The organism is Rhodovulum sp. FJ3 (assembly GCF_032918305.1).
GTDB lineage: Bacteria > Pseudomonadota > Alphaproteobacteria > Rhodobacterales > Rhodobacteraceae > SAT37.
The window spans coordinates 340,094-363,168 of sequence record NZ_JAWJUU010000004.1 but is presented as its reverse complement, the minus strand read 5'-3'; the positions used below and the strand labels follow the sequence as shown (position 1 = coordinate 363,168).

23 protein-coding genes are annotated in these 23,075 nt (G+C 60.5%); 15 read left to right on the top strand and 8 right to left on the bottom strand.

Going from position 1 to position 23,075, the window contains the following annotated elements; all coding sequences use genetic code 11:
* Nucleotides 1-7 precede the first annotated feature (7 nt).
* The 4 genes from R1W00_RS13570 to R1W00_RS13555 all read left to right on the top strand — a co-directional run bounded on the left by R1W00_RS13570 (nucleotide 8) and on the right by R1W00_RS13555 (nucleotide 5,556).
* Entirely contained in the window at nucleotides 8-1,852 is a 1,845-nt protein-coding gene (locus R1W00_RS13570) for an ABC transporter ATP-binding protein (protein WP_317263289.1), read from the top strand.
* A complete protein-coding gene (locus R1W00_RS13565) occupies nucleotides 1,849-3,681 on the top strand; it encodes an ABC transporter ATP-binding protein (protein WP_317263288.1) in 1,833 nt (610 codons plus the stop codon). Before R1W00_RS13570 ends, R1W00_RS13565 begins: the two co-directional genes overlap by 4 nt.
* 41 nt (nucleotides 3,682-3,722) lie before the next feature.
* Nucleotides 3,723-4,940, top strand: coding sequence for a class I SAM-dependent RNA methyltransferase (locus R1W00_RS13560; protein WP_317263287.1), 1,218 nt, complete (start codon nucleotides 3,723-3,725; stop codon nucleotides 4,938-4,940).
* 139 nt (nucleotides 4,941-5,079) lie between these two features.
* Nucleotides 5,080-5,556 (top strand): murein L,D-transpeptidase family protein, encoded by a 477-nt coding sequence (locus R1W00_RS13555; RefSeq protein WP_317263371.1) that lies wholly within the window; start codon nucleotides 5,080-5,082, stop codon nucleotides 5,554-5,556.
* Here R1W00_RS13555 and R1W00_RS13550 read toward each other — a convergent pair.
* Entirely contained in the window at nucleotides 5,537-6,127 is a 591-nt protein-coding gene (locus R1W00_RS13550) for a CAP domain-containing protein (protein ID WP_317263286.1), read from the bottom strand. The genes R1W00_RS13555 and R1W00_RS13550 overlap by 20 nt on opposite strands.
* Nucleotides 6,128-6,287: 160 nt before the next feature.
* Here R1W00_RS13550 and R1W00_RS13545 point away from each other — a divergent pair, with 160 nt between their 5' ends.
* Both R1W00_RS13545 and R1W00_RS13540 read left to right on the top strand, forming a co-directional pair.
* Nucleotides 6,288-6,893 (top strand): L,D-transpeptidase, encoded by a 606-nt coding sequence (locus R1W00_RS13545; RefSeq protein ID WP_317263285.1) that lies wholly within the window; start codon nucleotides 6,288-6,290, stop codon nucleotides 6,891-6,893.
* 142 nt (nucleotides 6,894-7,035) lie between these two features.
* Nucleotides 7,036-7,209 (top strand): hypothetical protein, encoded by a 174-nt coding sequence (locus R1W00_RS13540; RefSeq protein WP_317263284.1) that lies wholly within the window; start codon nucleotides 7,036-7,038, stop codon nucleotides 7,207-7,209.
* Nucleotides 7,210-7,318: 109 nt separating this feature from the next.
* On the opposite strand, the gene hemH is transcribed toward R1W00_RS13540, so the two are convergent.
* Nucleotides 7,319-8,410, bottom strand: a complete 1,092-nt coding sequence (gene hemH, locus R1W00_RS13535; protein ID WP_317263283.1) for a ferrochelatase — start codon at nucleotides 8,408-8,410, stop codon at nucleotides 7,319-7,321.
* Between the two features lie 66 nt (nucleotides 8,411-8,476).
* A complete protein-coding gene (locus R1W00_RS13530) occupies nucleotides 8,477-9,328 on the bottom strand; it encodes a methyltransferase domain-containing protein (RefSeq protein ID WP_317263282.1) in 852 nt (283 codons plus the stop codon).
* Between the two features lie 41 nt (nucleotides 9,329-9,369).
* On the opposite strand from R1W00_RS13530, the gene R1W00_RS13525 reads away from it, so the two are divergent.
* From R1W00_RS13525 to R1W00_RS13510, 4 genes are read left to right on the top strand one after another with little or no spacing between them, the layout of a single operon-like run.
* Complete coding sequence (locus tag R1W00_RS13525) at nucleotides 9,370-10,086, top strand: ComF family protein (RefSeq protein ID WP_317263281.1); 717 nt, start codon at nucleotides 9,370-9,372, stop codon at nucleotides 10,084-10,086.
* Nucleotides 10,087-10,120: 34 nt separating this feature from the next.
* Entirely contained in the window at nucleotides 10,121-10,378 is a 258-nt protein-coding gene (gene grxC, locus R1W00_RS13520) for a glutaredoxin 3 (RefSeq protein WP_317263280.1), read from the top strand.
* A gap of 1 nt (nucleotide 10,379) precedes the next feature.
* Nucleotides 10,380-11,222, top strand: a complete 843-nt coding sequence (locus R1W00_RS13515) for a carbon-nitrogen hydrolase family protein (protein ID WP_317263279.1) — start codon at nucleotides 10,380-10,382, stop codon at nucleotides 11,220-11,222.
* Nucleotides 11,188-11,658 (top strand): MarR family winged helix-turn-helix transcriptional regulator, encoded by a 471-nt coding sequence (locus R1W00_RS13510; RefSeq protein ID WP_410901555.1) that lies wholly within the window; start codon nucleotides 11,188-11,190, stop codon nucleotides 11,656-11,658. The genes R1W00_RS13515 and R1W00_RS13510 overlap by 35 nt, the downstream gene beginning before the upstream one ends.
* A 6-nt stretch (nucleotides 11,659-11,664) precedes the next feature.
* Here R1W00_RS13510 and ubiG read toward each other — a convergent pair whose 3' ends face one another.
* Nucleotides 11,665-12,411 carry a bifunctional 2-polyprenyl-6-hydroxyphenol methylase/3-demethylubiquinol 3-O-methyltransferase UbiG gene (gene ubiG, locus R1W00_RS13505; RefSeq protein WP_317263370.1) on the bottom strand — a complete coding sequence of 249 codons (747 nt, stop codon included), beginning with the start codon at nucleotides 12,409-12,411 and terminating at the stop codon, nucleotides 11,665-11,667.
* 73 nt (nucleotides 12,412-12,484) lie between these two features.
* Between ubiG and pip the strand changes: the two genes are divergently transcribed.
* Nucleotides 12,485-13,474, top strand: coding sequence for a prolyl aminopeptidase (pip, locus tag R1W00_RS13500; RefSeq protein WP_317263277.1), 990 nt, complete (start codon nucleotides 12,485-12,487; stop codon nucleotides 13,472-13,474).
* Here pip and R1W00_RS13495 read toward each other — a convergent pair.
* Nucleotides 13,471-14,220 carry an SDR family oxidoreductase gene (locus tag R1W00_RS13495; RefSeq protein ID WP_317263276.1) on the bottom strand — a complete coding sequence of 250 codons (750 nt, stop codon included), beginning with the start codon at nucleotides 14,218-14,220 and terminating at the stop codon, nucleotides 13,471-13,473. The genes pip and R1W00_RS13495 overlap by 4 nt on opposite strands.
* A gap of 291 nt (nucleotides 14,221-14,511) precedes the next feature.
* On the opposite strand from R1W00_RS13495, the gene rimP reads away from it, so the two are divergent.
* From rimP to infB, 4 genes are read left to right on the top strand one after another with little or no spacing between them, the layout of a single operon-like run.
* Nucleotides 14,512-15,093 carry a ribosome maturation factor RimP gene (gene rimP / locus R1W00_RS13490; protein ID WP_317263275.1) on the top strand — a complete coding sequence of 194 codons (582 nt, stop codon included), beginning with the start codon at nucleotides 14,512-14,514 and terminating at the stop codon, nucleotides 15,091-15,093.
* Between the two features lie 3 nt (nucleotides 15,094-15,096).
* The gene (gene nusA / locus R1W00_RS13485; protein ID WP_317263274.1) at nucleotides 15,097-16,722 is read left to right on the top strand and encodes a transcription termination factor NusA; all 1,626 of its coding nucleotides are present in this window, start codon (nucleotides 15,097-15,099) and stop codon (nucleotides 16,720-16,722) included.
* A 24-nt stretch (nucleotides 16,723-16,746) separates the two neighbouring features.
* Nucleotides 16,747-17,379 (top strand): RNA-binding protein, encoded by a 633-nt coding sequence (locus R1W00_RS13480; protein ID WP_317263273.1) that lies wholly within the window; start codon nucleotides 16,747-16,749, stop codon nucleotides 17,377-17,379.
* A complete protein-coding gene (infB, locus tag R1W00_RS13475; protein ID WP_317263272.1) occupies nucleotides 17,376-19,904 on the top strand; it encodes a translation initiation factor IF-2 in 2,529 nt (842 codons plus the stop codon). The genes R1W00_RS13480 and infB overlap by 4 nt, the downstream gene beginning before the upstream one ends.
* Before the next feature lie 389 nt (nucleotides 19,905-20,293).
* Here infB and mutT read toward each other — a convergent pair whose 3' ends face one another.
* The 3 genes from mutT to R1W00_RS13460 are packed head-to-tail and all read right to left on the bottom strand — an operon-like array spanning nucleotide 20,294 to nucleotide 22,928.
* Nucleotides 20,294-20,692 carry an 8-oxo-dGTP diphosphatase MutT gene (gene mutT, locus R1W00_RS13470; protein WP_317263271.1) on the bottom strand — a complete coding sequence of 133 codons (399 nt, stop codon included), beginning with the start codon at nucleotides 20,690-20,692 and terminating at the stop codon, nucleotides 20,294-20,296.
* Complete coding sequence (argJ, locus tag R1W00_RS13465) at nucleotides 20,689-22,056, bottom strand: bifunctional glutamate N-acetyltransferase/amino-acid acetyltransferase ArgJ (RefSeq protein ID WP_317263270.1); 1,368 nt, start codon at nucleotides 22,054-22,056, stop codon at nucleotides 20,689-20,691. Before argJ ends, mutT begins: the two co-directional genes overlap by 4 nt.
* Before the next feature lie 23 nt (nucleotides 22,057-22,079).
* Nucleotides 22,080-22,928, bottom strand: a complete 849-nt coding sequence (locus tag R1W00_RS13460) for a peptidylprolyl isomerase (protein ID WP_317263269.1) — start codon at nucleotides 22,926-22,928, stop codon at nucleotides 22,080-22,082.
* Between the last annotated feature and the right edge of the window lie 147 nt (nucleotides 22,929-23,075).

Here is a 23,075-nt window from a genome sequence, read left to right as displayed (position 1 = left end):
CTGACCCATGTTCCGATTTTTCGAAAACCTGATTGATCCCTACGCCCACCTGCCCACGGTCGATGCCCCGCCTCGTCGTCTGTGGCCGTTTTTGTGGCATTACCTGCACCCGTTCCGGCGGTTGTTTCTGATTGCGTCTGTGGTGGCCGTGGTGGTCGCCTTGGTCGAGGTGGGGTTGATTTCCTACATGGGGCGGCTGGTGAATGTCCTGACCGACACCCCGCCGGAACAGGCGTGGGACACCCACGGGACCGAGTTCATCTTTGCCGCTGTGTTCCTGTTGACGATCCGGCCGGCGCTTCAGGCGTTGGATGCGGTGTTGCTGAACCAGACGCTCTTGCCGAACGTCGGGACGGTGGTGCGGTATCGCGCGCACGCACAGGTACTGCGCCAATCGGTCGGATGGTTCGAGAACGATTTCGCCGGACGGATCGCGAACCGGATCATGCAAACCCCGCCCGCCGTGGGGGAGGCGGTGTTCCAAGTCTTTGACGCGATTGCGTTTTCTTTGGCCTATGTCCTTGGTGCACTGTTTCTGCTGGGGCAGGCGGATATGCGGTTGGCCATTCCGTTGGTGATCTGGTTGGGGATGTATGGCGGGCTGGTCTATTGGACGATCACCCGCGTCGGCCCCGCGTCCAAGGCCGCCTCGGATGCCCGAAGTGCGGTGACGGGGCGGGTCGTTGACAGCTATTCCAACATCCATTCGGTCAAGATGTTTGCGCAGAACGATCAGGAAATGGACTATGCCAAGTCTGCGATTGAGGTCGCGCGCCAGACATTCGCGCGCGAGATGCGTCTGTTCACGATCATGGATGTGGTGTTGGTGACGATCAATGGGTTCCTGATCGTGGGCGTTGTGGGCTGGGCGATTGCCCTTTGGATGCAGGGGGCGGCGAATTTGGGGGTGGTTGCGGCGGCAACGGCGCTGGTTCTGCGGCTGAATTCCATGACCGGTTGGATCATGTGGGCGCTGTCCAGCTTTTTCCGGAACCTCGGGATTATCGCCGAAGGGATGGAGACGATTGCCGACCCGATCACCCTGACCGACCGGCCCGATGCGCGGCCCCTGAGTGTTGAGGGTGGGGCGATTTCGTTTGAGGGCGTATCGCACCATTACGGGCGGACGTCAGGTGGGTTGGACCGCCTGTCTCTGGACATCAAACCGGGGGAAAAGGTGGGTTTGGTCGGGCAATCCGGCGTCGGAAAATCGACCTTGGTCAAGCTGCTGTTGCGCTTTTATGAGGTGGAACAGGGTCGCATTCTGATCGATGGCACCGACATCCGCGACGCCACACAGGACAGCGTGCGGCGCGCCATCGGGATGGTGGGGCAGGACAGTTCCCTTATGCACCGTTCGGTGCGGGAGAACATCGCCTATGGCCGTCCCGACGCGACGGATGATCAGATCATCGCTGCCGCAAAACAGGCCGAGGCGCATGAGTTCATTCTGGCGCTGGAGGACCCGCAGGGGCGGCGGGGCTATGACGCCCATGTGGGTGAGCGCGGCGTGAAACTGTCCGGTGGGCAGCGTCAGAGGATCACCCTTGCCCGCGTGATCCTGAAAGACGCGCCGATTTTGGTGCTGGATGAGGCGACAAGCGCCCTGGATTCCGAGGTTGAGGCCGAGATCCAAAAGACCCTCTATGACGTGATGGACGGCAAAACCGTGATCGCGATTGCGCACCGCCTGTCGACCATTGCGCATATGGACCGGATTGTGGTTCTGGACGCCGGAAAAATCGCGGAAATTGGCAGCCACGACGCGCTTTTGGCGCAACAGGGCCTATATTCCCGATATTGGGCCCGTCAGTCGGGCGGATTTATTGGTACGGATACGCCGGATACATGACCTTTAGCAGCCTCATCGACCCGTTTCGCCCCGCAGAAGGCGCACCGCCCAAGACGTTGTGGGCGTTTCTGCGCTGGGCGCTTGCGGGGGCGTGGCCGATCCTGATCTTGGCCGCGCTGTTCTCGGCGGTTGCAGGCACGGTTGAGGTGACGTCGGCGTTTCTGCTCGGCGCGATCATCGACACAGCGTTGGAGAGCGGACCCGCCACCTTTGTCGCCGAAAACATGTGGCTGTTGATCGGGTCGCTCTTTTTCTTTCTGGTGTTTCGCCCGGTTCTGTTCGGGCTGAACTCGGTCAGTAACGCGTTGATCGTGACGCCGAACATTTCGATGCTGGTCCTGTCGCGGTTGCATCGCTGGACCATGGGGCATTCGGTGTCGTTCTTTGATGACGATTTCGCCGGTCGGATCGCGCAGAAACAGATGCAAACCTCGCGCGCGATCACCGATATCGTGGTTGAGGTGAACAATACGATGGCCTTTGCCCTTGCCACGCTTTTGGGGTCGGCGGCGATGTTGGTTGCGATTGATGTGCGGATTGCGGCGTCGCTGTTTGTGTGGCTGATCGGCTATCTGTGGCTGATCCGGTGGTTCATGCCGCGCATCCGCAAACGGTCCGGCGCACGGGCGGGCGCGAGATCGGACGTGTCGGGCCAAGTTGTTGATACAATCACCAATATCAAAACCGTCAAATTGTTCGCCCATGACGATCATGAGGACCGTGTCGCCCTGACCGCGATGGCGAAATACCGGCAAAAGGCGCTGGAATTCGGGTATGTCTCGGTCAAATTCCGCTTTTTTCTGATGGCAACGGCGGGGATTTTGCCGGTGATGCTGATCGGTGGAACGCTGGCCATTTGGTCCCAAGGCGGGGCAAGCGCGGGCGACATTGCCGCCGCCGGTACGATTTCGTTGCGCATTGCCCAGATGACCGGTTGGGTCAGTTTCACGTTGATGGCGATGTACGCCAATATCGGTGAGGCCGAGAACGGTATCAAAACCCTGACGCCTGATCACGCGCTGGCCGATGCGCCGGATGCGGGGGACCTGCCGCCGGTCAAGGGCGCGATTGATTTCCGCGATGTCAGCTTTGCCTATGGGCGCGCGACGGGCGGGATTGATGGCGTCACCTTGCACATTCAGGCGGGTGAAAAGCTGGGGATTGTCGGGGCGTCTGGCGCGGGCAAATCGACCTTGGTGTCGTTGCTGTTGCGTCTCTATGACACCGAAAAAGGGTCTGTTCTGATCGACGGGACCGATATTTCCACCGTCACCCAGACCAGTGTCCGGCGTCAGATCGGGATGGTCACGCAGGAAACGGCGATGTTCAACAGATCCGCCCGCGACAACATCATGTATGGCCGTCAGGACGCAGATATGGACGACGTGATTGCCGCCGCCGAAAAGGCCGAGGCGCATGAGTTCATCCAGAACCTGCGCGACCACATGGACCGCACCGGTTATGACGCCCATCTGGGCGAGCGTGGCGTGAAACTGTCCGGGGGCCAGCGGCAGCGTATCGCCCTTGCCCGTGCATTCCTCAAGGACGCGCCGATCCTGGTGCTGGATGAAGCTACAAGCGCGCTTGATTCCGAGGTTGAGGCCGAAATCCAAGGCGCATTGGAGCGCGTGATGGAGGGCAAGACGGTTTTGGCCGTCGCGCACCGCCTATCGACCCTTGTACAGATGGACCGCATCATCGTCATGGACAACGGCCAGATCGTCGAACAGGGCAGCCATGAGGACCTGTTGGCGCAGGGTGGTCTCTATGCGCGGTATTGGGCGCGGCAATCGGGCGGGTTCATCGGCGTGCAGGACGCCGCCGAATAAGACCCTTGGCCGCGTCGGCGTTTGGCGCTAGGGCAGGGGCCATGGAACAGGTCACAATCACACGTTTGGGACACTTGGGCGACGGGATCGCGCAAGGCCCCGTATTTGTCGCACAAACTCTGCCGGGTGAGGTTGTCGAGGGCGAGATCGACGGCGAACGCATGATCGCGCCCAAGATCGTCACGCCATCGCCCGACCGCGTGCGCCCGCCCTGTTCGCATTACAAGATGTGCGGCGGTTGCGCGTTGCAACATGCCTCGGATGATCTGGTCGCGGGGTGGAAGGCCGAGGTGGTCAAAACCGCCCTGACCGCCCAAGGTCTGGACGCGCCGATCACCGGCATCGCGACGTCCCCCGCGCGGTCGCGGCGGCGGGCGACCCTGACCGGTCGGCGCACGAAAAAGGGCGCTTTGGTCGGGTTCCATGCACGGGCGTCCGACACGGTTGTGGACATCACCGATTGCCACCTGTTGGTGCCCGAGTTGATGGCGATGGTGCCCGCCCTGCGGGAGCTGACCCAGCTGGCCGGATCGCGCAAGGGCGAGGTGCAGTATGCCATGACCAGCGCGGCGATTGGTATCGACCTGTCGGTGACGGGGGCGAAACCGCTGGACGACGATCTGTGGCCGCAACTGGCCGCGTTTGCCGAGGGGCATAACCTTGCCCGCCTGACGTGGAATGGCGAGCTGATCGTGACACGCAACCCGCCCGCCCAGATCTTTGGTGGCGTGCCCGTGGTTCCCCCCGCCGGTGCGTTTTTGCAGGCCACTGACGCGGGACAGGCGGCGTTGATCGACGGTGTGGACCGTGCCCTTGCAGGGGCGAAACGCGTGGCCGACCTGTTCGCGGGCTGTGGCACGTTCACGTTCCCCTTGGCGCGGCGCGCCGATGTGACGGCGGTCGAATCAGATGTGCCCGCCCTATCCGCGCTGGACGCGGCGTGGCGCAAGGCGACCGATCTGCACCAGATCCGCGCCGAAAAGCGTGACCTCTTCCGCCGTCCCTTGATGCCCGACGAATTGCGCCATTTTGACGGCGTTGTGATCGACCCGCCCCGCGCAGGGTGTGAGGCACAGGCCATCGAACTGGCCGCATCGGAGGTGCCTGTCATTGCCGCCGTGTCCTGTAATCCCGTCACTTTTGCGCGCGATGCGGCGATTTTGGTCAAAGGCGGCTATCGTCTGGCTTGGGTTCAGGTGGTGGATCAATTCCGCTGGTCCCCGCATATCGAGGTGGTCGCGCAATTTATCCGCGACTGATCCGCGCGGCACGAAACCTGCAGCACATGAATATCGCGTGATCCCGAATTTGCCGTCTTTTGCGGATCGGGGTTTCGCGGTAAATTGCGCAAAAAATAAATGGCAGGATACGACAGTGAAACTTTCCAGACGGATGCTGATGGCCGCCGGTGGCGCGGGATTGGTCTCGGCCTGTAGCGGCGGAGGCGTTGCGCCCTATCGCGGTCCCGAAGTGACCCGTGTTGTGGTGATGAAAGGCGCGCGGCGCCTGCACCTGTTGCACGCGTCCGAGGTTCTGAAATCCTATGACGTCTCTTTGGGCTTTGCGCCTGAGGGGCACAAGGTGGTTGAGGGCGACGGCAAAACCCCCGAGGGGCGGTATTACATCGATCGCCGCAACCCCCAGAGCGCCTATCACCTGTCGGTCGGGATTTCCTATCCCAACGCCCGCGACATTGAGGTCGCGCGCAGTCTGGGCCAATCACCGGGTGGGGATATCTTTATCCACGGCCAGACCAAGCGGTTCCAGGGTCGCACGGACGATTGGACCGCGGGCTGTGTCGCGGTGACGGACCCCGAGATCGAAGAAATCTATTCGATGGTCGCGCTGGGTACGGTTATTGATCTGTTTCCGTAAGATCGTCTTCTGCGGTGGTCTCCTCTTCGACCGCCGCTAGGATCAGGGCCTCAGCGGCAATGCCGTTGCCGGTGACCATGGTCCACCAGATTTTGCCGTTGGGTTCCTGAAACCACGCAAAGCCCAGATCAACCGCATTCCGGTCCAGAACCACGTTGCGCGTATCGGGCTGTTCCATCCATGCGGCCAGCGTCTCAAGCTCGGTCTCGTAGGTTTCCGAGATGTTTTCGCCCAGCAAGCGACCCGCGTACCCCGCACGTGCGGCGCGATCTAGGGGCGACGAGCCGTCCGACCCGAAATGCCACGGACGGTTTTGCACCGACATATCGCGCGAATGGGTCGCGGCGGCGGCGTTCAGTTCGGCGTTCAACGTCAGGGCAGGCGCGCCCGAGGCCTGACGCAGGGCGTTGACCGAATCCAGCATACGGAACTGAATTTTGGCCGTGTCGCGGTCACTGATGCGATAGACCTGTTGTAGGGGTTTGCCATCGGGACCCAAGGGCGGGCTGGTCACGTCACAGGCGGCCAAGCCAAAAGCAGCAATAAAAACAAGTAGAAGAGTGCGCATCATAACCCAAAGTCCCTGCGTTGGTCCCTGTATCTCTACAGTCAAGCGTTGCACGGTTCAAACGGTTCCAAGTCAAAGCTGGCGGAAATCCACCGTTTGATTTGCCGCCGATGCGAAATCGCCATAACTTCACCGCAACGTGATATGTAAAAGGATGATTGCCATGGGTGAGAACACGAAAACCTCGCGTCGCGGGTTTCTGGCCACTGGTGCGGCGGCATTGGGCGGCGCGGCGATGCCTGCGTGGTCGCAAAGTGAACCCTTTGCCCCTGAAACCCGTCCGGAACTGCAGGGCGAGCAGCCCGTCAAGCACAACATCTCCAGCTTTCGCTCGCTCCAGTGGGAGCCGTATTTCGGCTCGCTGAAGAACGGGGCGATCTTGGTCGATACGACCTCGCGTGCGCTGCATTACTGGTCCGAGGATGGCACGGATTACCGTCTGTTCCCGACCTCGGTGCCCTTGTCCGAGGAACTGACCCGTCGTGGCCGCACCTCGATCGTGCGTAAGGTCGATGGCCCCTCGTGGAGCCCGACCCCGTCGATGAAAATACGCAACCCCGAATGGCCCGACTATATCGGCCCGGGTCCGGACAACCCGCTGGGCACGCATGCGTTGTACCTCAGCTGGACCTATTATCGCATCCACGGCACCCACGACACGCGCAAAATCGGGCGTCGGTCGTCGAACGGCTGCATCGGCCTGTTCAACGAACACATCGCCGAACTCTTCGGTATCACCAAAGTTGGCACCCAAGTGTTGCTGATTTGACCACAAGTTTTTTGTCTTTTTGTTTGAAACCAAAACGCTTGTTGAAAAGTTGGTGTGGGACTGATTAGACGGAAAACACCTATGACAGTCTTGATTGCGCTCCGGGAATCCTATCCGGCGCGTGTAATCTGGAGGATTTAAAATGAAAAAACTCGCTCTCGCAGCCGCTCTGTCGGTCGCAGCATCCACCGCTTTCGCTGGCAACATCACTCCGGTTGAAGTTGAGCCCGAAGTCGTCATCACCGAGACTTCGTCCTCGAACGGCGGCATCCTGGTTCCGCTGCTGTTCCTGGTTCTGGTAGCTGCTGCTGCCTAAGTTCCGCGCGAACGCACAGAATTTGAAAAAGGCGGTGGATCATCCACCGCCTTTTTTATTTGTCCGGAATGTGGGCCCATGAATGGACCCGCGCCGTGGGGCGGGGACGTTAGTCCAACCACCCCTTGAGGTTATCCATGATCACGGTGCTCAGGGCCTGAATATGGGCCGGATCATCGTTGAGGCAGGGGATATAGGTGAACTCTTCACCGCCCGCGTGCTCAAAGCTCTCGCGGATTTCCTCGTTGATCTCTTCCAGCGTCTCAATGCAGTCGGCCGAGAACGCGGGGGCCATAACGGCAATCCTCTTTTTCCCCTGTTTGGCCAGTTCGGCGACGTGCTCCACCGTATAGGGGCGCAGCCATTCCTCGGGGCCGAACACCGACTGGAACGTCGTCACAATGTCCGTATCGGCCCAGCCGAGGCGCTCTTTCAGCAATCGCGTCGTTTTCTGGCACTGGCAATGGTACGGGTCGCCCTGACGCAGATAGCGCTGCGGCATCCCGTGATAGGACACGACCAGAATATCGGGGCGGTTTTCGGCCTTGGCATAGGCGGTTTCAACCGACTGGGCGAGGGCGTCGATATATTCCGGATGCTCGAAATAGGGCGCAACCGTGCGCGCGGACGGCTGCCATGCCTGCTCCATCAGGGCGCGGAAAAACTGATCGTTCGCCGTGGCCGATGTCGCGCCCGCATAATGCGGATAGAGCGGGAAGAACAGGATCTTCTGACAGCCCTTATCGACCATCTCCTGCACTTTGGCCTTGGTCGACGGATTGCCGTAACGCATACAGAAATCGACCTCGACCTTATCGCCGAACACCTCAACCATCTTGTCGCGGATCGCGGCGGTCTGGTCGCGGGTGATGGTCATCAGGGGGCTTTCGCCCTTGTCCTCATTCCAGATGGATTTATACGCCGCGCCCGAGCTGAACGGGCGTTTCGTCAGGATGATCAACTGCAACAGGGGCTGCCATTTCCACGGCGCATAGTCGATCACGCGGCGATCCGACAGGAATTCGTTTAGATACCGGCGCATCGACCAGTAGTCATAGTTGTCCGGCGTCCCGAGGTTGGCCAACAGAATACCCACCTTTTCGGGCGGCACCTTGGGGTGATCCGCCGGTGCATGGGCGGGGCATTTGGCGTCTGGCAGTTTGGTAAACGGCAGGTCCGTGCCTTTTTTGTTGTCCAGCATTCTGTGTTTTGGCCTTGGTTTTAGGGTTGCCTATCAGGGACGAAACTATGTCCAATTCTTAGCGGGTCAAACGTCCTTTGGGGGGATTTTTTCACCCGTGGGCATCTCAAACGCGCCCAGCGCATCGGCCAGCCGCGTCTTGGCCGATCCGGGGCGCAGGGGTTTGGGCTGGCTTTCATCCGGGGCCCAACCGGTCAGAAACACCAATTCAAACGTCGCCGGAATGCGCCCGTCCGCGTCGCCATATGTCGCGGCGTAGCGTTCTGCGGTCTCGACAAACAACTGGCGCGGCGGCGTTTTTCGGTGGCGTTGGGTCAACGCGTTGACCTCGCCCATGGCGCGCAGATCGCGCATCAGGTGGATCGCATCGCGATAGGACACATTTCGGGGGCTCAGATCGGCAACCGGCAGGTTCAGACCCGCCCGCCCGATCAGCGCGCCCAGATCGCGGATCTCCCCCATCGGCAGGACGCGGGGCGACAGACCGCCGGTCAGGGCGATTTCCGCCTCGGCCAATGTCGCGCGCAGCTCAAACAGGGTCTGTCCGCCGAACATCACCCCCATGAACAACCCGTCGGGACGCAGGGCGCGGCGGGATTGGATGACCTGACCCACCGGATCGTTCGCCCAATGCAGGCACAGCCCGTGGATCACCAGATCGAACTGTTCGACCGGCAGGTTCAGAACCTCATCATCGGGGACATGGGTCGCCTCGGGGAAATATTCCGTCCAGATTTCGGGAAACCCTGACACCACGGCCACATCCGTAAAGGTTCTGTTAACCTCACTTAGTCTTTCCTGAACTTCGATGGCGGCCTCGTGTTGCAGGAACATCGCGGGCGAGGTGCCGTTCAGGGCACGCGCGCGGTTCCGGCGCAATGCGGTCACATCCGTGATTTTCGGGGGGGTCTGGGACATGGGCTCTCCTTCAGGCAACGTTTTAGAAGGCTGGGTCCAAATTGCAACGCGTGCTGCGCCTGATCTATCCGCCTACATGCCTTGGGTGCGGGGAATTGATCGATACCGAGTTTAGCCTGTGCGGTGGATGCTGGCGGGGCACGCATTTCATTTCCGGTGCGGTCTGTGATTGCTGTGGCACGCCCCTGATCGGGGATGAGGCCGAGGTCGGGGATCGTTGCGATGCGTGTCTAACCCGCCCTAGATCGTGGTCGCGGGGCCGCGCGGCGGTTTTATACAGGGACAAGGGACGGGATATGGTTCTGGCCCTGAAACACGGGGACCGCGCGGATTTGTCGGGCACCTTGGCGCAATGGATGGCGCGGGCGGGGCGCGATATTTTCCGGTCCGACATGGTGTTGGTGCCCGTGCCGTTGCATCGGTTTCGGTTGCTCCGTCGGCGGTATAATCAATCGGCGTTACTGGCCCATGATCTGGCGAAACAGACGAAATTGCCGTGCTGTCCCGATGCGTTGATCCGCACGCGCCGCACCCAACCGCAATCCGGACCGGGGTATGAGGCGCGGCTGGAGAACCTTGCCGATGCCATTGCGCCGAACCCGCGCCGCGTGGATCAGATCGCGGATCGGGTGGTTTTGCTGATTGATGACGTCATGACCTCGGGCGCCACATTAGAGGTCTGCGCACAGGCCTGTCGCGCCGCCGGTGCACGAGATGTTTACATCCTGACCCTTGCGCGCGTTGCGCGGGATACTTGATTGCGTATAGTGCAACGAAATTAAGGGTCCTGTTATGAAACAAGTTGAAATCTACACCACCCCCACCTGCGGCTTTTGCATGATGGCAAAGCGCCTACTGGGCACCAAGGGTATCACCTTTACCGAAATCGACGTTGCGGGCGATCCTGACAAGCGCGCGGCGATGACCCAGCGCGCCAATGGCGGGCGCACCGTTCCCCAGATTTTCGTCGGCGATACCCATGTGGGCGGCTGTGACGATCTGATGGCGCTAGAGCGGATGGGCAAACTGGACCCTCTGCTGGCCGATTGATGTGACGCGCCTTGGGTTGATCCAGATGTGCGCGGGCGATGATCCCGCGCAGAACGCCCGGACGGCGGCCGCCATGGTGAATGAGGCCGCCGATCAGGGCGCGGAATTTGTCCTGACGCCCGAGGTGACGAATTGCCTGTCCTCTAGCCGGACGCATCAACGTGCCGTCCTGACGTCCGAGGATCAGGACATCACCCTATCCACCCTGCGCGACGTGGCGGCCAAGCGCGGGGTTTGGGTTCTGATCGGCTCGCTGGGCCTGACCACCGATGACGCGGACGGGCGGTTTGCCAACCGGTCATTTCTGATCACCCCCACGGGTGAGATCGCGGCGCGGTATGACAAAATCCACATGTTCGACGTCGATATCGGCAACGGGGAGAGCTTTCGCGAATCCGATGGCTATCGCCCCGGGGATCAGGCCGTGGTGGCCCAGACCGATTTCGCGCCCGTCGGGATGAGCATCTGTTATGACGTACGCTTTCCCTATCTCTACCGCGATCTGGCGCAGGCGGGTGCGCAGATCCTGACCGTTCCGGCGGCGTTTCATCCCGTGACGGGCGCGGCGCATTGGCATGTTCTGTTGCGCGCGCGCGCGATCGAAACCGGCTGTTTCGTGGTGGCCCCCGCACAGACCGGTACGCACCCCACAACGCGCGGCAAACCCCGCCAATCCTATGGTCACAGTCTGGTCGTTGCCCCGTGGGGCGACGTTTTGGCCGATGGTGGTACAGACGCAGGCATTGTTTTTGCAGATATTGATTTGAAACAGGTCGCCGAGGCACGTAAACGGGTGCCCTCATTGACCCATGATCGCGAATTCAAAGGCCCTGCACGTGTCTGACCCAACTGAAAGCCTTGCCGTTTCCCTGTTCGGCGAACTGTTTATGGCCGATCAGTTGGCGCGCAACCGCCTGTCCAAAATCCTTCCCAAAGGGATGGAGCTGAGCCATTTTTCGGTTCTGAACCATCTGGCGCGGATCGGTGAGGAACGCACGCCCGCGCAATTGGCCCAGAGCTTTCACGTCACGCGTGGCGCGATGACGAACACGCTCAACAAGCTGGAGTGGGCGGGGCATGTACATATCCGCCCCGATTGGGACGACGCACGGCGCAAGCTGGTCTCGATCAGTCCCGCAGGCGTGCGCGCCCGTGACACGGCGATTTTGGCCATGTCGCCCCTGTTGGCGGATGTGGTGAACGACGTCGGCGTGGATAAGGTGCGCGCGGCCCTGCCGGTTCTGCGCGCGCTACGCCAACGTCTGGATGAGGCGGAATAGGGTCGATTAGTCCGGTTTGACCGAGGCCGTGACGTAATTCACACTAAGATCCCGATCCGAAATCGACCACGTCCACGCAATCGGGTTGAACACGAACCCCTTGCGGTCCACGGGATCGACACCCGACTGACGCAGCAGATCGAACAGCTCATCCGGCGTGATGAATTTCTTCCAGTCATGCGTGCCCTTGGGCAGCCAGCGCATGATGATTTCCGCCCCCACAATCGCCATGGCAAAACTTTTGGGATTGCGGTTGATCGTCGAACACAGGTGCAACCCGCCGGGGCGCAGCAACTGACGACAGGCGGTCAGATAGGCCAGCGGATCGGCAACGTGCTCGACCACTTCCATGTTCAGGACGACATCGAATTGCTCACCGGCGGCGGCCAAGGCCTCGGCCGTGGTGTGGCGATAGTCGATTTCTAGGCCCGATTGTTCGGCATGCACGCGGGCGACGGGGATGTTACGCTCGGCCGCATCGGCACCGACCACCGTGGCCCCAAGACGCGCCATCGGTTCGGACAGCAACCCGCCACCGCACCCGATGTCCAGCAATCGCAAACCTTTGAACGGTTCAGGCGTGGTCAGGTCGCGACCGAATTCCGCCGCGATTTGCTGCGTGATATAGTCCAGACGACAGGGGTTCAGCATGTGCAGCGGCTTGAACTTGCCATTGGGATCCCACCATTCGGCGGCCATAGCTTCGAACTTGGCGACTTCGGCGGCATCGACGGTGGATTCAGCGGGTTGCATCATGGGCTTTGATCCGGTCATTCTGTGTGGTGCCCCCCTGTAACAGGGCGCTTTAGGCTTATATAGGACAAATATGGATAAATCCGCAGGCCATCGACACGCGACAAGTTATCTCTTTGCGCCCAGCGATCCGTTTGACCAACGGATGCTGGATGTGGGGGATGGCCACAGCATTTATGTCGAGCAATGCGGTAACCCCAATGGCATCCCCGTTGTTGTCCTGCATGGCGGTCCGGGTGGTGGGTGTAGTCCCGCGATGCGGCGCTATTTCGATCCGCATGAATTTCGTGTGATCCTGTTTGACCAACGCGGCTGTGGCCGGTCCACGCCCCATGCGTCGGTCAAGGACAACACCACATGGCATCTGGTCGCCGATATCGAGAAGATCCGCGAAACGCTGGGCATTGACCGGTGGATCGTGTTTGGCGGCAGTTGGGGTGCGACATTGTCGTTGGCCTATGCCCAGACGCATCCTGATCGCGCGGCCTATCTTGTGCTGCGCGGTGTGTTCCTAATGATGCAGTCGGAACTGGATTGGTTCTATGGCGGCGGCGCGGGTAAATTCTGGCCCGACCTCTGGGCGCGGTTTGCCAATATGATCCCCGAGGATGAGCGCGGGAATATGATCGCCGCCTATCACAAGCGGCTGTTCTCTGGCGATATGATGCTGGAAAACCGGTACGCGCAGGCATGGGCGAATTGGGAAAACGCGCTGGCCTCGATCCAGAGCGACGGGCGCGTCGGATCGGCCCCGCCGGATTACGCACGGGCGTTTTCGCGGCTGGAGAACCACTATTTCTATCACAACGGCTGGATGGAGCGGGACGGACAGCTACTCCACAACGTCCCCTTGATCAGCCACATCCCCGCGACCGTTGTGCAGGGGCGGTACGATATGATCTGTCCGCCCGAGGGGTCCTATCGCCTGACCGAAAACTGGGGCCGTGCCGATTTGCGCATGGTGCCGATGGCGGGGCACGCCCTGTCCGAGGCAGGGATCACCGCCGAATTGGTCCGCACCATGCGCGGTATTCAACGTCAGGCGACGGCGCTGGGCTTTTAGACCCGCAGGGCCGGCAGGCCGACGCCGGTGCTCTCGAACCCACCGTCGGACGCGACGATCTGGCCGGTGACATAGCTGGCCTTGTCGGAACACAGAAAGCAAATCACCTCGGCGATTTCGTTTTCCGACCCATAGCGGTTCAGGGGGATCGCATCGTGATAGGCGGCGATGATTTCGGGCGAATGCACCGCCATCGACAGTTTCGTTTTCACCGGACCCGGACAGACGCAATTGGCGCGCACCCCGTATTCGCCCAGTTCGGCGGCCTGTTGTTTGGTCAGGTGGATCACGGCGGCCTTGGACGTGCCATAGGCGACGCGCAGGGTGCTGGCCCGCAGGCCCGAGATCGACGCGATGTTCAACAGACAGCCGTGCGTGGCCTTGAGCGCGGGCGTTGCGGCCTGTGACATCAGGAAAACGCCATCAAGGTTCGTGTCCATCACCGTGCGCCAGCGTTTGAAATCCGTGTCCTCAATCGGGCCGAAATCCGCGACACCGGCGTTGTTTACAAGGGCATCGATTCGCCCGAACCGCTCCTGTACGGCGGCGATTGTGGCGTCGACCTGATCCGGATCGGACACGTCACAGACAAAGGGCACCGCGCCGTCCAGTTTCGCGGCCTCCTCTGCCAAGACATCGCCATCGCGGTCGATCATGGCGACATTCCAGCCCTCACGCAGGAAAACCCGCGTTGTTTCCAATCCGATGCCCCGCGCGGCCCCGGTCACAAGTGCAAGCTTTTGCACGGTTCTTCCCCCCGTTTTTCTGAAATTCGGCACGCGCAGACCCGCGCGCCCGATTTGGTATACCAAAATAAACCCCGCCCGCGCGGTGGTGTAAACCGGTGATCGGCGGCAACAGGCGCGGAAAATCACACGGGGCTTGCAGTTTTTGGGGATCGGGCGTATATGCCTGCTCAACAGCGGCGCGCCGGACACTGTCTCACGCTCCACCGGGAAAGATCGACGGGCCGCGGGCCCGTTTTTTGTTTGATGCCTAGGCATCTCTCCCAACCATCGGCTTGTCCGACGAAAGATATGACTGAACTGATTGCCAAAGCCGCCATCGACCGCCGATTGGCCGAAATCGCACAGCCCGTGATCGAAGATCTGGGGTTCGAACTGGTGCGTATTCGCCTGATGGGTGGCAAGACCCACGTTCTGCAGGTCATGGCCGAACGTCCCGACGGCGGGATTGAGGTTGATGAGTGCGCCAAAATCTCGACCGCGCTGTCGGCGATCTTGGACGTCGAGGACCCGATTGAGGAAAACTATACCCTTGAGGTGTCCTCGCCCGGGATCGACCGTCCGCTGACCCGTCTGAAAGATTTCGATACGTGGAACGGCTATGAGGCCAAGATCGAAACGACGGAACTGATCGACGGGCGCCGCCGGTTCAAAGGTATCCTTGCCGGCACCGAGGGCGACGAAGTTCTGATTACTCTGGATGATCAGGGTGAAGATGTAACAATCGGATTGAAGTTCGATTGGCTGAGTGACGCGAAACTGGTTCTGACCGATGATCTGATCCGCGAAATGTTGCGTGCGCGCAAAGCGGCAGGTCTGGTCGATGAGGACCAGTTCGATGAGATTGAAACCGACGCTTCCGAGGAGGAGTGAGTTATGGCGATTACCTCTGCAAACCAGCTGGAGTTGCTGCAAACCGCCGAGGCCGTGGCCCGCGAAAAGATGATCGACCCCGATCTGGTCGTACAGGCGATGGAAGAGAGCCTCGCCCGTGCTGCTAAATCGCGGTACGGCGCGGAAATGGATATCCGCGTGGCGATCGACCGTAAAACCGGTCGCGCGACCTTTACCCGTGTGCGTACGGTTGTTGCCGATGATGAGCTTGAGAACTATCAGGCCCAGCTGACCGTTGAGCAGGCCAAGCAATACATGGACAACCCCAGCGTCGGTGATGAACTGCGCGATGAGGTTCCGCCGGTAGAACTGGGCCGGATCGCCGCCCAATCCGCGAAACAGGTGATCCTGCAAAAGGTCCGTGAGGCCGAGCGTGATCGTCAGTTCGACGAATTCAAAGACCGCGTTGGCACCATCATCAACGGTGTCGTCAAGCGCGAAGAATACGGCAACGTCATCGTCGATATCGGCCGTGGCGAAGGCATCCTGCGCCGCAACGAAAAGATCGGCCGCGAGAGCTATCGCCCGAACGACCGTGTGCGCTGTTTCATCAAGGACGTCCGTCGTGAAACCCGTGGCCCGCAGGTCTTCCTGTCGCGGACCGCGCCCGATTTCATGGCCGAACTGTTCAAAATGGAAGTGCCGGAAATCTATGACGGCATCATTGAAATCAAGGCCGTTGCCCGTGATCCGGGTTCGCGCGCCAAGATTGCCGTGATCTCCTACGACAACTCGATCGACCCCGTCGGTGCCTGTGTTGGTATGCGCGGCAGCCGCGTGCAGGCCGTTGTGAACGAACTGCAGGGCGAAAAGATCGACATCATTCCGTGGAATGAAGATCAGCCGACCTTCCTTGTGAACGCGCTGCAGCCCGCAGAAGTCACCAAGGTGGTTCTGGACGAAGAAGCCGAGCGTATCGAGGTCGTCGTTCCCGACGAGCAACTGTCGCTGGCCATTGGTCGTCGCGGTCAGAACGTGCGTCTGGCCTCGCAGCTGACCGGTCTGGACATCGACATCATGACCGAGGCCGAAGAGTCCGAGCGTCGTCAGGCCGAATTCGCCGAGCGCACCAAGCTGTTCATGGACAACCTCGATCTGGACGAATTCTTTGCCCAGCTGCTGGTCTCCGAAGGCTTCACCTCGCTCGAAGAGGTCGCCTATGTCGATCTGGACGAACTGCTGGTCATTGATGGTGTGGACGAAGGCACCGCCGAGGAACTGCAGGCCCGTGCCCGCGACGTTCTGGAAGAGATGAACCGCAAGTCCATGGAACGCGCTCGCGAATTGGGTGTTGAGGACAGCCTGGTTGATTTCGACGGCCTGACCCCCCAAATGATTGAGGCACTGGCCGAGGATGGTGTAAAAACCCTTGAGGATTTTGCAACCTGCGCGGACTGGGAACTGGCCGGTGGGTGGACCACCGTCAACGGCGAACGCATCAAGGACGACGGCGTTCTTGAGAAATTCGACGTCAGCCTCGAAGAAGCACAGACCTTGGTTATGAATGCACGGGTTCAGTTGGGCTGGGTTGATCCGGCTGATCTGGTTTCCGAAGAAGACGCCGAAGACGAGATCGACGGCGAGACCGAAGAAGGGCAAGAGGCCTGATCCTAGGGCCGCTTGGTGCATCGCATGGCGCGCGGAGGTCAGAAAATACGACCCGATGAACCGGAACGACGCTGTATTGCGACGGGGGAAACTCAACCGTCCGCTGGCATGATCCGGTTTGTCGTTGGTCCGGACAATCAGATCGTCCCCGATATCCTTGGCAAATTGCCGGGGCGGGGCATCTGGGTGTCGGCGGATCGGGATGCGCTTGAACTGGCCATTCGCAAACGTCTGTTTGCGCGCGGTGCAAAACAAGCGGTGACTGTACCTGAGGATCTGATCGATCAGGTGCACGCGGGTCTGACCCGCAGGGTGATTGACGGCATATCGCTGGCCCGCAAGGGCGGGTACGCGGTGTGCGGGTTTGAAAAGGTAAAAGGGTGGCTGTTAACCGGAGAAGCCGCCGTTCTGATACAGTCCAGTGATGGCTCGGAACGGGGTAAATCCAAACTGCGGCCCCCTGAAGATACGAACGCATTTATCGGCTGTCTCAGCGCCCATGAATTGGGTTTGGCATTTGGCCGGGAACATGTGATACATGGCGCGCTTGCGGCTGGTGGACTCACACAACGTGTTGTAGAGGATGCAGCCAAGCTGATCGGCGTGCGAAGGATCGACGGGGGAGTGACCCCCGAGAAGGGTGAAAAGACCATATGAGCGATAATGACGGCAAAAAAACTCTCGGTTTGCGCGGCGGACCCCGTTCTGGACAGGTAAAGCAGAGCTTTAGCCACGGACGGACCAAAAGCGTCGTAGTCGAGACGAAACGCAAGCGCGTCGTCGTTCCCAAGCCCTCTGGCAAAGGCGCTGGTGGCGGTGGCAACCCGCATCTGGGCGACCCGTCCAAACGGCCCGCCGGTATTTCCGACGCGGAAATGGAACGCCGCCTGCGCGCGCTGCAAGCTGCTAAGGCCAACGAGGCCGAAGAGGCTGCGCGCCGCGAAAAGGAAGAGCGTGAGCGCGAGGTAGAACGCCAGCGCCGCCGCGAAGAGGCCGAGGCCAAAGAACGCGAACAGCGCGAGATCGAAGAAGCCGCGCGTCGTAAGGCCGAGGAAGAAGAAAAAGCACGCGTTGAGGCCGAAGAGGCCAAAAAGCGCGCCGCAGAAGAACGCAAGTCAGCGCCGAAAAAGGCCGCTGCTGCCGATCCCGCACAGCCGGTTCCGGCCCAAGACGCCCCGGCCCGTCCGGGTAGCGCCCCGCGCAAAGGCGGCGACCGTCCCGGCAACAACCGCGACGATGACCGTGGTGGCCGCAACAACCGCGGTGGCGGCAAAGGCGACCGTCGTTCCGGCAAACTGACCGTGAATCAGGCCCTGACGGGTGGCGAAGGTGGGCGTCAGCGCTCGCTCGCGTCGATGAAGCGGAAACAGGAACGCATGCGCCAAAAGGCCATGGGTGGCGCCGAGTCGCGTGAAAAGGTTGTCCGCGATGTTCAGGTTCCCGAAACCATCGTGGTTCAGGAACTGGCCAACCGTATGGCCGAACGTGTGGCTGATGTTGTCAAAGCGCTCATGAAAATGGGCATGATGGTAACGCAGAACCAATCGATCGACGCCGATACGGCCGAACTGATCATCGAGGAATTTGGCCACAAGATCGTGCGCGTTTCCGATGCTGACGTTGAAGACGTGATCGACACGGTTGACGACAAAGAAGAAGACCTGCAGCCGCGTCCGCCGGTCATCACAATCATGGGTCACGTTGACCACGGCAAGACGTCGCTGCTGGATGCGATCCGTAACGCCAAGGTTGTTGCAGGTGAGGCCGGCGGCATCACCCAGCACATCGGCGCCTATCAGGTCACCACCGACAGCGGCACCACCCTGTCGTTCCTCGACACCCCTGGCCACGCGGCGTTTACGTCGATGCGCGCCCGCGGTGCTCAGGTGACGGACATTGTTGTTCTGGTGGTTGCGGCCGATGACGCCGTGATGCCCCAAACGATTGAGGCAATTGCCCACGCCAAGGCGGCGGGTGTTCCGATGATCGTTGCGATCAACAAATGCGACAAACCGGCTGCTGATCCGATGAAGGTCCGCACCGACCTGCTGCAACACGAAGTGATCGTGGAGCAGATGTCGGGTGACGTTCAGGACGTTGAGGTCTCGGCCCACACAGGTCAGGGTCTGGACGAGCTGCTTGAGGCCATCGCGCTGCAGTCCGAGATCCTCGAACTCAAGGCCAACCCCACGCGCGCTGCGTCGGGTGCGGTGATTGAGGCCCAGCTTGACGTTGGTCGTGGTCCGGTTGCCACCGTTCTGGTTCAGAACGGGACGCTGAAACAAGGCGATATCTTTGTTGTGGGCGAGCAGTGGGGTAAGGTCCGCGCGCTGGTCAACGACAAGGGTGAGCGCGTCAAAGAGGCCGGTCCGTCCGTTCCGGTAGAGGTTCTGGGTCTGAACGGCACGCCTGAGGCCGGTGACGTTCTGAACGTCGTCGACACCGAGGCACAGGCCCGTGAGATCGCCGAATACCGTGAACAGGCCGCCAAGGACAAACGTGCCGCTGCGGGTGCTGCAACCACGCTGGATCAGCTGCTGGCGAAAGCCAAAGCCGACGAAAACGTTTCGGAACTGCCGATCCTTGTCAAAGCAGACGTGCAAGGTTCTGCCGAGGCGATCGTGCAGGCGATGGAAAAAATCGGCAACGACGAGGTTCGCGTTCGCGTCCTGCACGCAGGTGTGGGTGCGATCACCGAAACTGACGTTGGTCTGGCCGAAGCATCGGGTTCGCCTGTCATCGGCTTTAACGTACGTGCCAACGCATCGGCCCGTAACGCCGCCAACCAAAAGGGCGTCGAGATCCGTTACTATTCGGTGATCTACGATCTGGTTGATGACGTCAAAGCCGCTGCATCGGGCCTGTTGTCCGCAGAGATCCGCGAGAACTTTATCGGGTACTCGGAGATCAAAGAGGTCTTCAAGGTCTCGGGCGTGGGCAAGGTTGCCGGCTGTCTGGTCACCGAGGGCGTCGCCCGCCGCAGCGCCGGCGTGCGCCTGCTGCGCGACAACGTCGTGATCCACGAGGGCACCCTGAAGACGCTCAAGCGCTTCAAGGATGAGGTCGCCGAGGTTCAGTCGGGTCAGGAATGCGGTATGGCATTCGAGAACTACGATGATATCCGCCCGGGCGATGTCATCGAGATCTTTGAACGCGAAGAGATTGAGCGCAAGCTGGACTAAGTCCAGCGGCGCCAGTCGCCAGAGAAATGAAAAGGGACGCTAGCGATGCTAGCGTCCCTTTTTTGTCGCGATGCCGTCATCCGGTTAGGGATGCGTAATCAAGCGGCAGTTTTTGCGGTGGAGATCGGCCGACCTTCAAATACGCGCTCACCAACGCGTACCTGTACGTTTCCGTTGTCCAAGGTTTTGACGAATGCGCCCTGGATCGAAACGCAGCTCCCTACAGTGATTGTTCTCAACATCTAAAAGCCCCCAGCAAGTAGAACATCCCTAAAGTTGCAAAAAATTCATAAAAAATCCATTTAAAAAACCGGCAAAGCCCGCCCTATAACGGTGAAATTTTGCGCAAAAGTAAGACTTTGCTATGCAAAAGGCAGTATTTCAGTCAGTTACAGCCAATCGCGCAGGATCGGAATCAACGGCACATCCGCCGGTGGCATCGGGTAATCGCGCAGTTCGGCGGCCCGCACCCATTTCAGAACCTGACCCTCACGCGCCTGCGGGATTCCCTCCCACTTGCGGCAGGCAAACAGCGGCATCAGCAGGTGAAAATCGTCATAGCTATGGCTGGCAAAGGTCAGCGGGGCCAGACAGGACGACCACGTGTCGATGCCCAGTTCCTCTTGCAGCTCACGGATCAGGGCGACCTCGGGCGTTTCGCCCGGTTCGACCTTGCCGCCGGGGAACTCCCACAGACCGGCCATGGATTTGCCTGCGGGGCGCTGTGCCAACAGAACGCGCCCGTCGGCATCAATCAGGGCAACGGCGGAAACCAGAACCGTCTTCATGAGCGGTAATCGGCGTTGATCTGGATGTAACGGTTGGTCAGATCACAGGTCCACGCAATCGCGCTGCCCTCGCCAATGCCCAGATCGACGTTAATCTCCAGATCCTGCTGCTTCATATAGGTCGCGCCCAGCTCTTCGCGGTACTCGGGCGAGACCCAGCCCTTTTCGGCCACCAGAATATCGCCAAAGCTGATCGACAGAAGGTCTCGGTCGGCCTTGGCCCCCGATTTCCCGACAGCCATCACCACGCGGCCCCAATTCGGGTCCTCACCGGCTACGGCGGTTTTCACGAGGGGCGAGTTGGCAATCGCCATCGCCACCTTGCGGGCATCCGCGTCGCTATCGGCACCGGTCACGGCAACCTGAACGAACTTGGTCGCCCCTTCGCCATCGCGCACGACCTGATGGGCGAGGTTCATCATCACGGCCTCAAGCGCCTCTGCAAAGTCCTTGGACGCCTTGCTGCGCAGGTCGGTGATCTCGGGCGCATCGGCCTTGCCCGTCGCGGCCAACAGCAACGTGTCCGACGTCGAGGTATCGCTATCCACGGTGATGCTGTTGAAGGTCGGATCGACTAGGCGCGACAGCATCTTTTGCAGCGGCGCGTGGGCAATTTTGGCGTCGGTAAAGATGTAGACCAGCATCGTCGCCATATCGGGCGCGATCATGCCGGAGCCTTTTGCGATACCGGCGATTTTGACCTCTTTGCCGTCCAGTTCGACCGTGGTGGTCGCGGCCTTGGGAAAGGTGTCGGTGGTCATGATCGCGCGCGCGCCATCGGCCATCCCGTCAGGGGACAGGGTATCGGCCAGATCCTGTACCACATTGGTGATGCGATCATGGGGCAGGCGTTCGCCGATCACACCGGTGGACGAGGTGAACACGCGCGAGGCGGGGATGTTCAGAACCTCGGACACCTTGGCACAGATCGCCTGAACCGAGGCATCACCGGCGGCACCGGTAAAGGCGTTCGAGTTGCCAGAGTTGATCAGAAAGGCCGCGCCCTCATCCCCCGCAGGGGTGCCGATCTTCGCCTGACAGTCCAGAACCGGACCCGACCGCGTGGCCGAACGTGTGAACACGCCCGCGACCTCGGTCCCCGGGGCCAGACGGGCCAGCATGACGTCATTGCGCCCCTTATAGCGCACACCGGCGGCACAGGCGGAGATCTCGACGCCCTCAATCACGGGCAGGGGTGGCATACCGCCGACAGGTGCCAGAGGCGAGACCAACGGACCCTTAGGCGCCTCTGTGACCGCCGTGGCGGCCTCTTGGACGCGATCAAGACGTTTGCGCAGCTTGGAAACCTTTTTGCGCAGTTCCTTGATCTTGGATTTGTGGTCGGGCTTGTCGGTCTTGGCCATCGGCGGTGTCCTTGCAGGCGACGTTAGTTTTCCAGCAATTCCATATCCCGAATGACGGCGGGGTCAATTGCCGTTTCGGGTTTCACGATCTCGGCCGCTTCGGAATATTCGGCGATCAGGGATTCCACGAACGCTTGGTTCAGGCGTTCCTCGATCTCGCTGCGCACCTGTTCCAAGGGCGGGATCGGCACAGTGCCGGTCTCATTCACCTTGATGATGTGCCAGCCGAATTGTGTCTGAACGGGGCCCGACACGTCGCCGGCGGCCATCTCCAGAACAGCGGCCTCGAACGGTTCGACCATCATGCCCTTGCCGAACCAGCCCAGTTCGCCGCCCGAAGGACCCGAGGGGCCGGTCGATTTTTCCTTGGCGGTTTCGGCGAAATCCGCACCACCATCCAGCAGCGCCTTAACCTCAAGCGCCTCTTCTTCGGTCGGGACCAGAATGTGGGAGGCGTTGAATTGGGGCTCGGGTTCGGCGCTTGCATAGTCCGCATCATAAGCAGCCTGAATTTTTTCTTCGGTGATTTCGGCATCAACCCGCGCGTTCAGGGTCTCGGTCGCCATAAACGTGCGACGCTGGTTTTCCAGCGCCAGTTCGGATGCGGTGCTCAGGCCACCCTCTAGGCCTTGGGCGATTGCGGCTTGGCGCACCAGTTGGTCCAGAACGGCGTCAAACAGGACGTCATCGGGCAATTGGTTGTATTCCTGGGGCAATTGCGCGCTGAGGACCAGCATGTGACCCAAGGTGATCTCTTCGCCATTTACGGTGGCCACCACGGTGCCCAGATCGGTTTCCTGTGCGACAGCCGGAACAGACGTGAACGCAATCGCGGTCGTCATGGCCAAAGCGGTGAAAAAGTTCTTTGTCATATGGGCAACTCCCTTGCGGCCACCTGTGTGGCGGCGTTGACACTTTATAGGCTGGCGCTTACATCGCTCACAGGTCCGAAAGTGCCGGACCGCCCTTTTTTCTTGAACCTACCTAATGGTGCAACAGGGGGCGGACAAGGCGTCCTC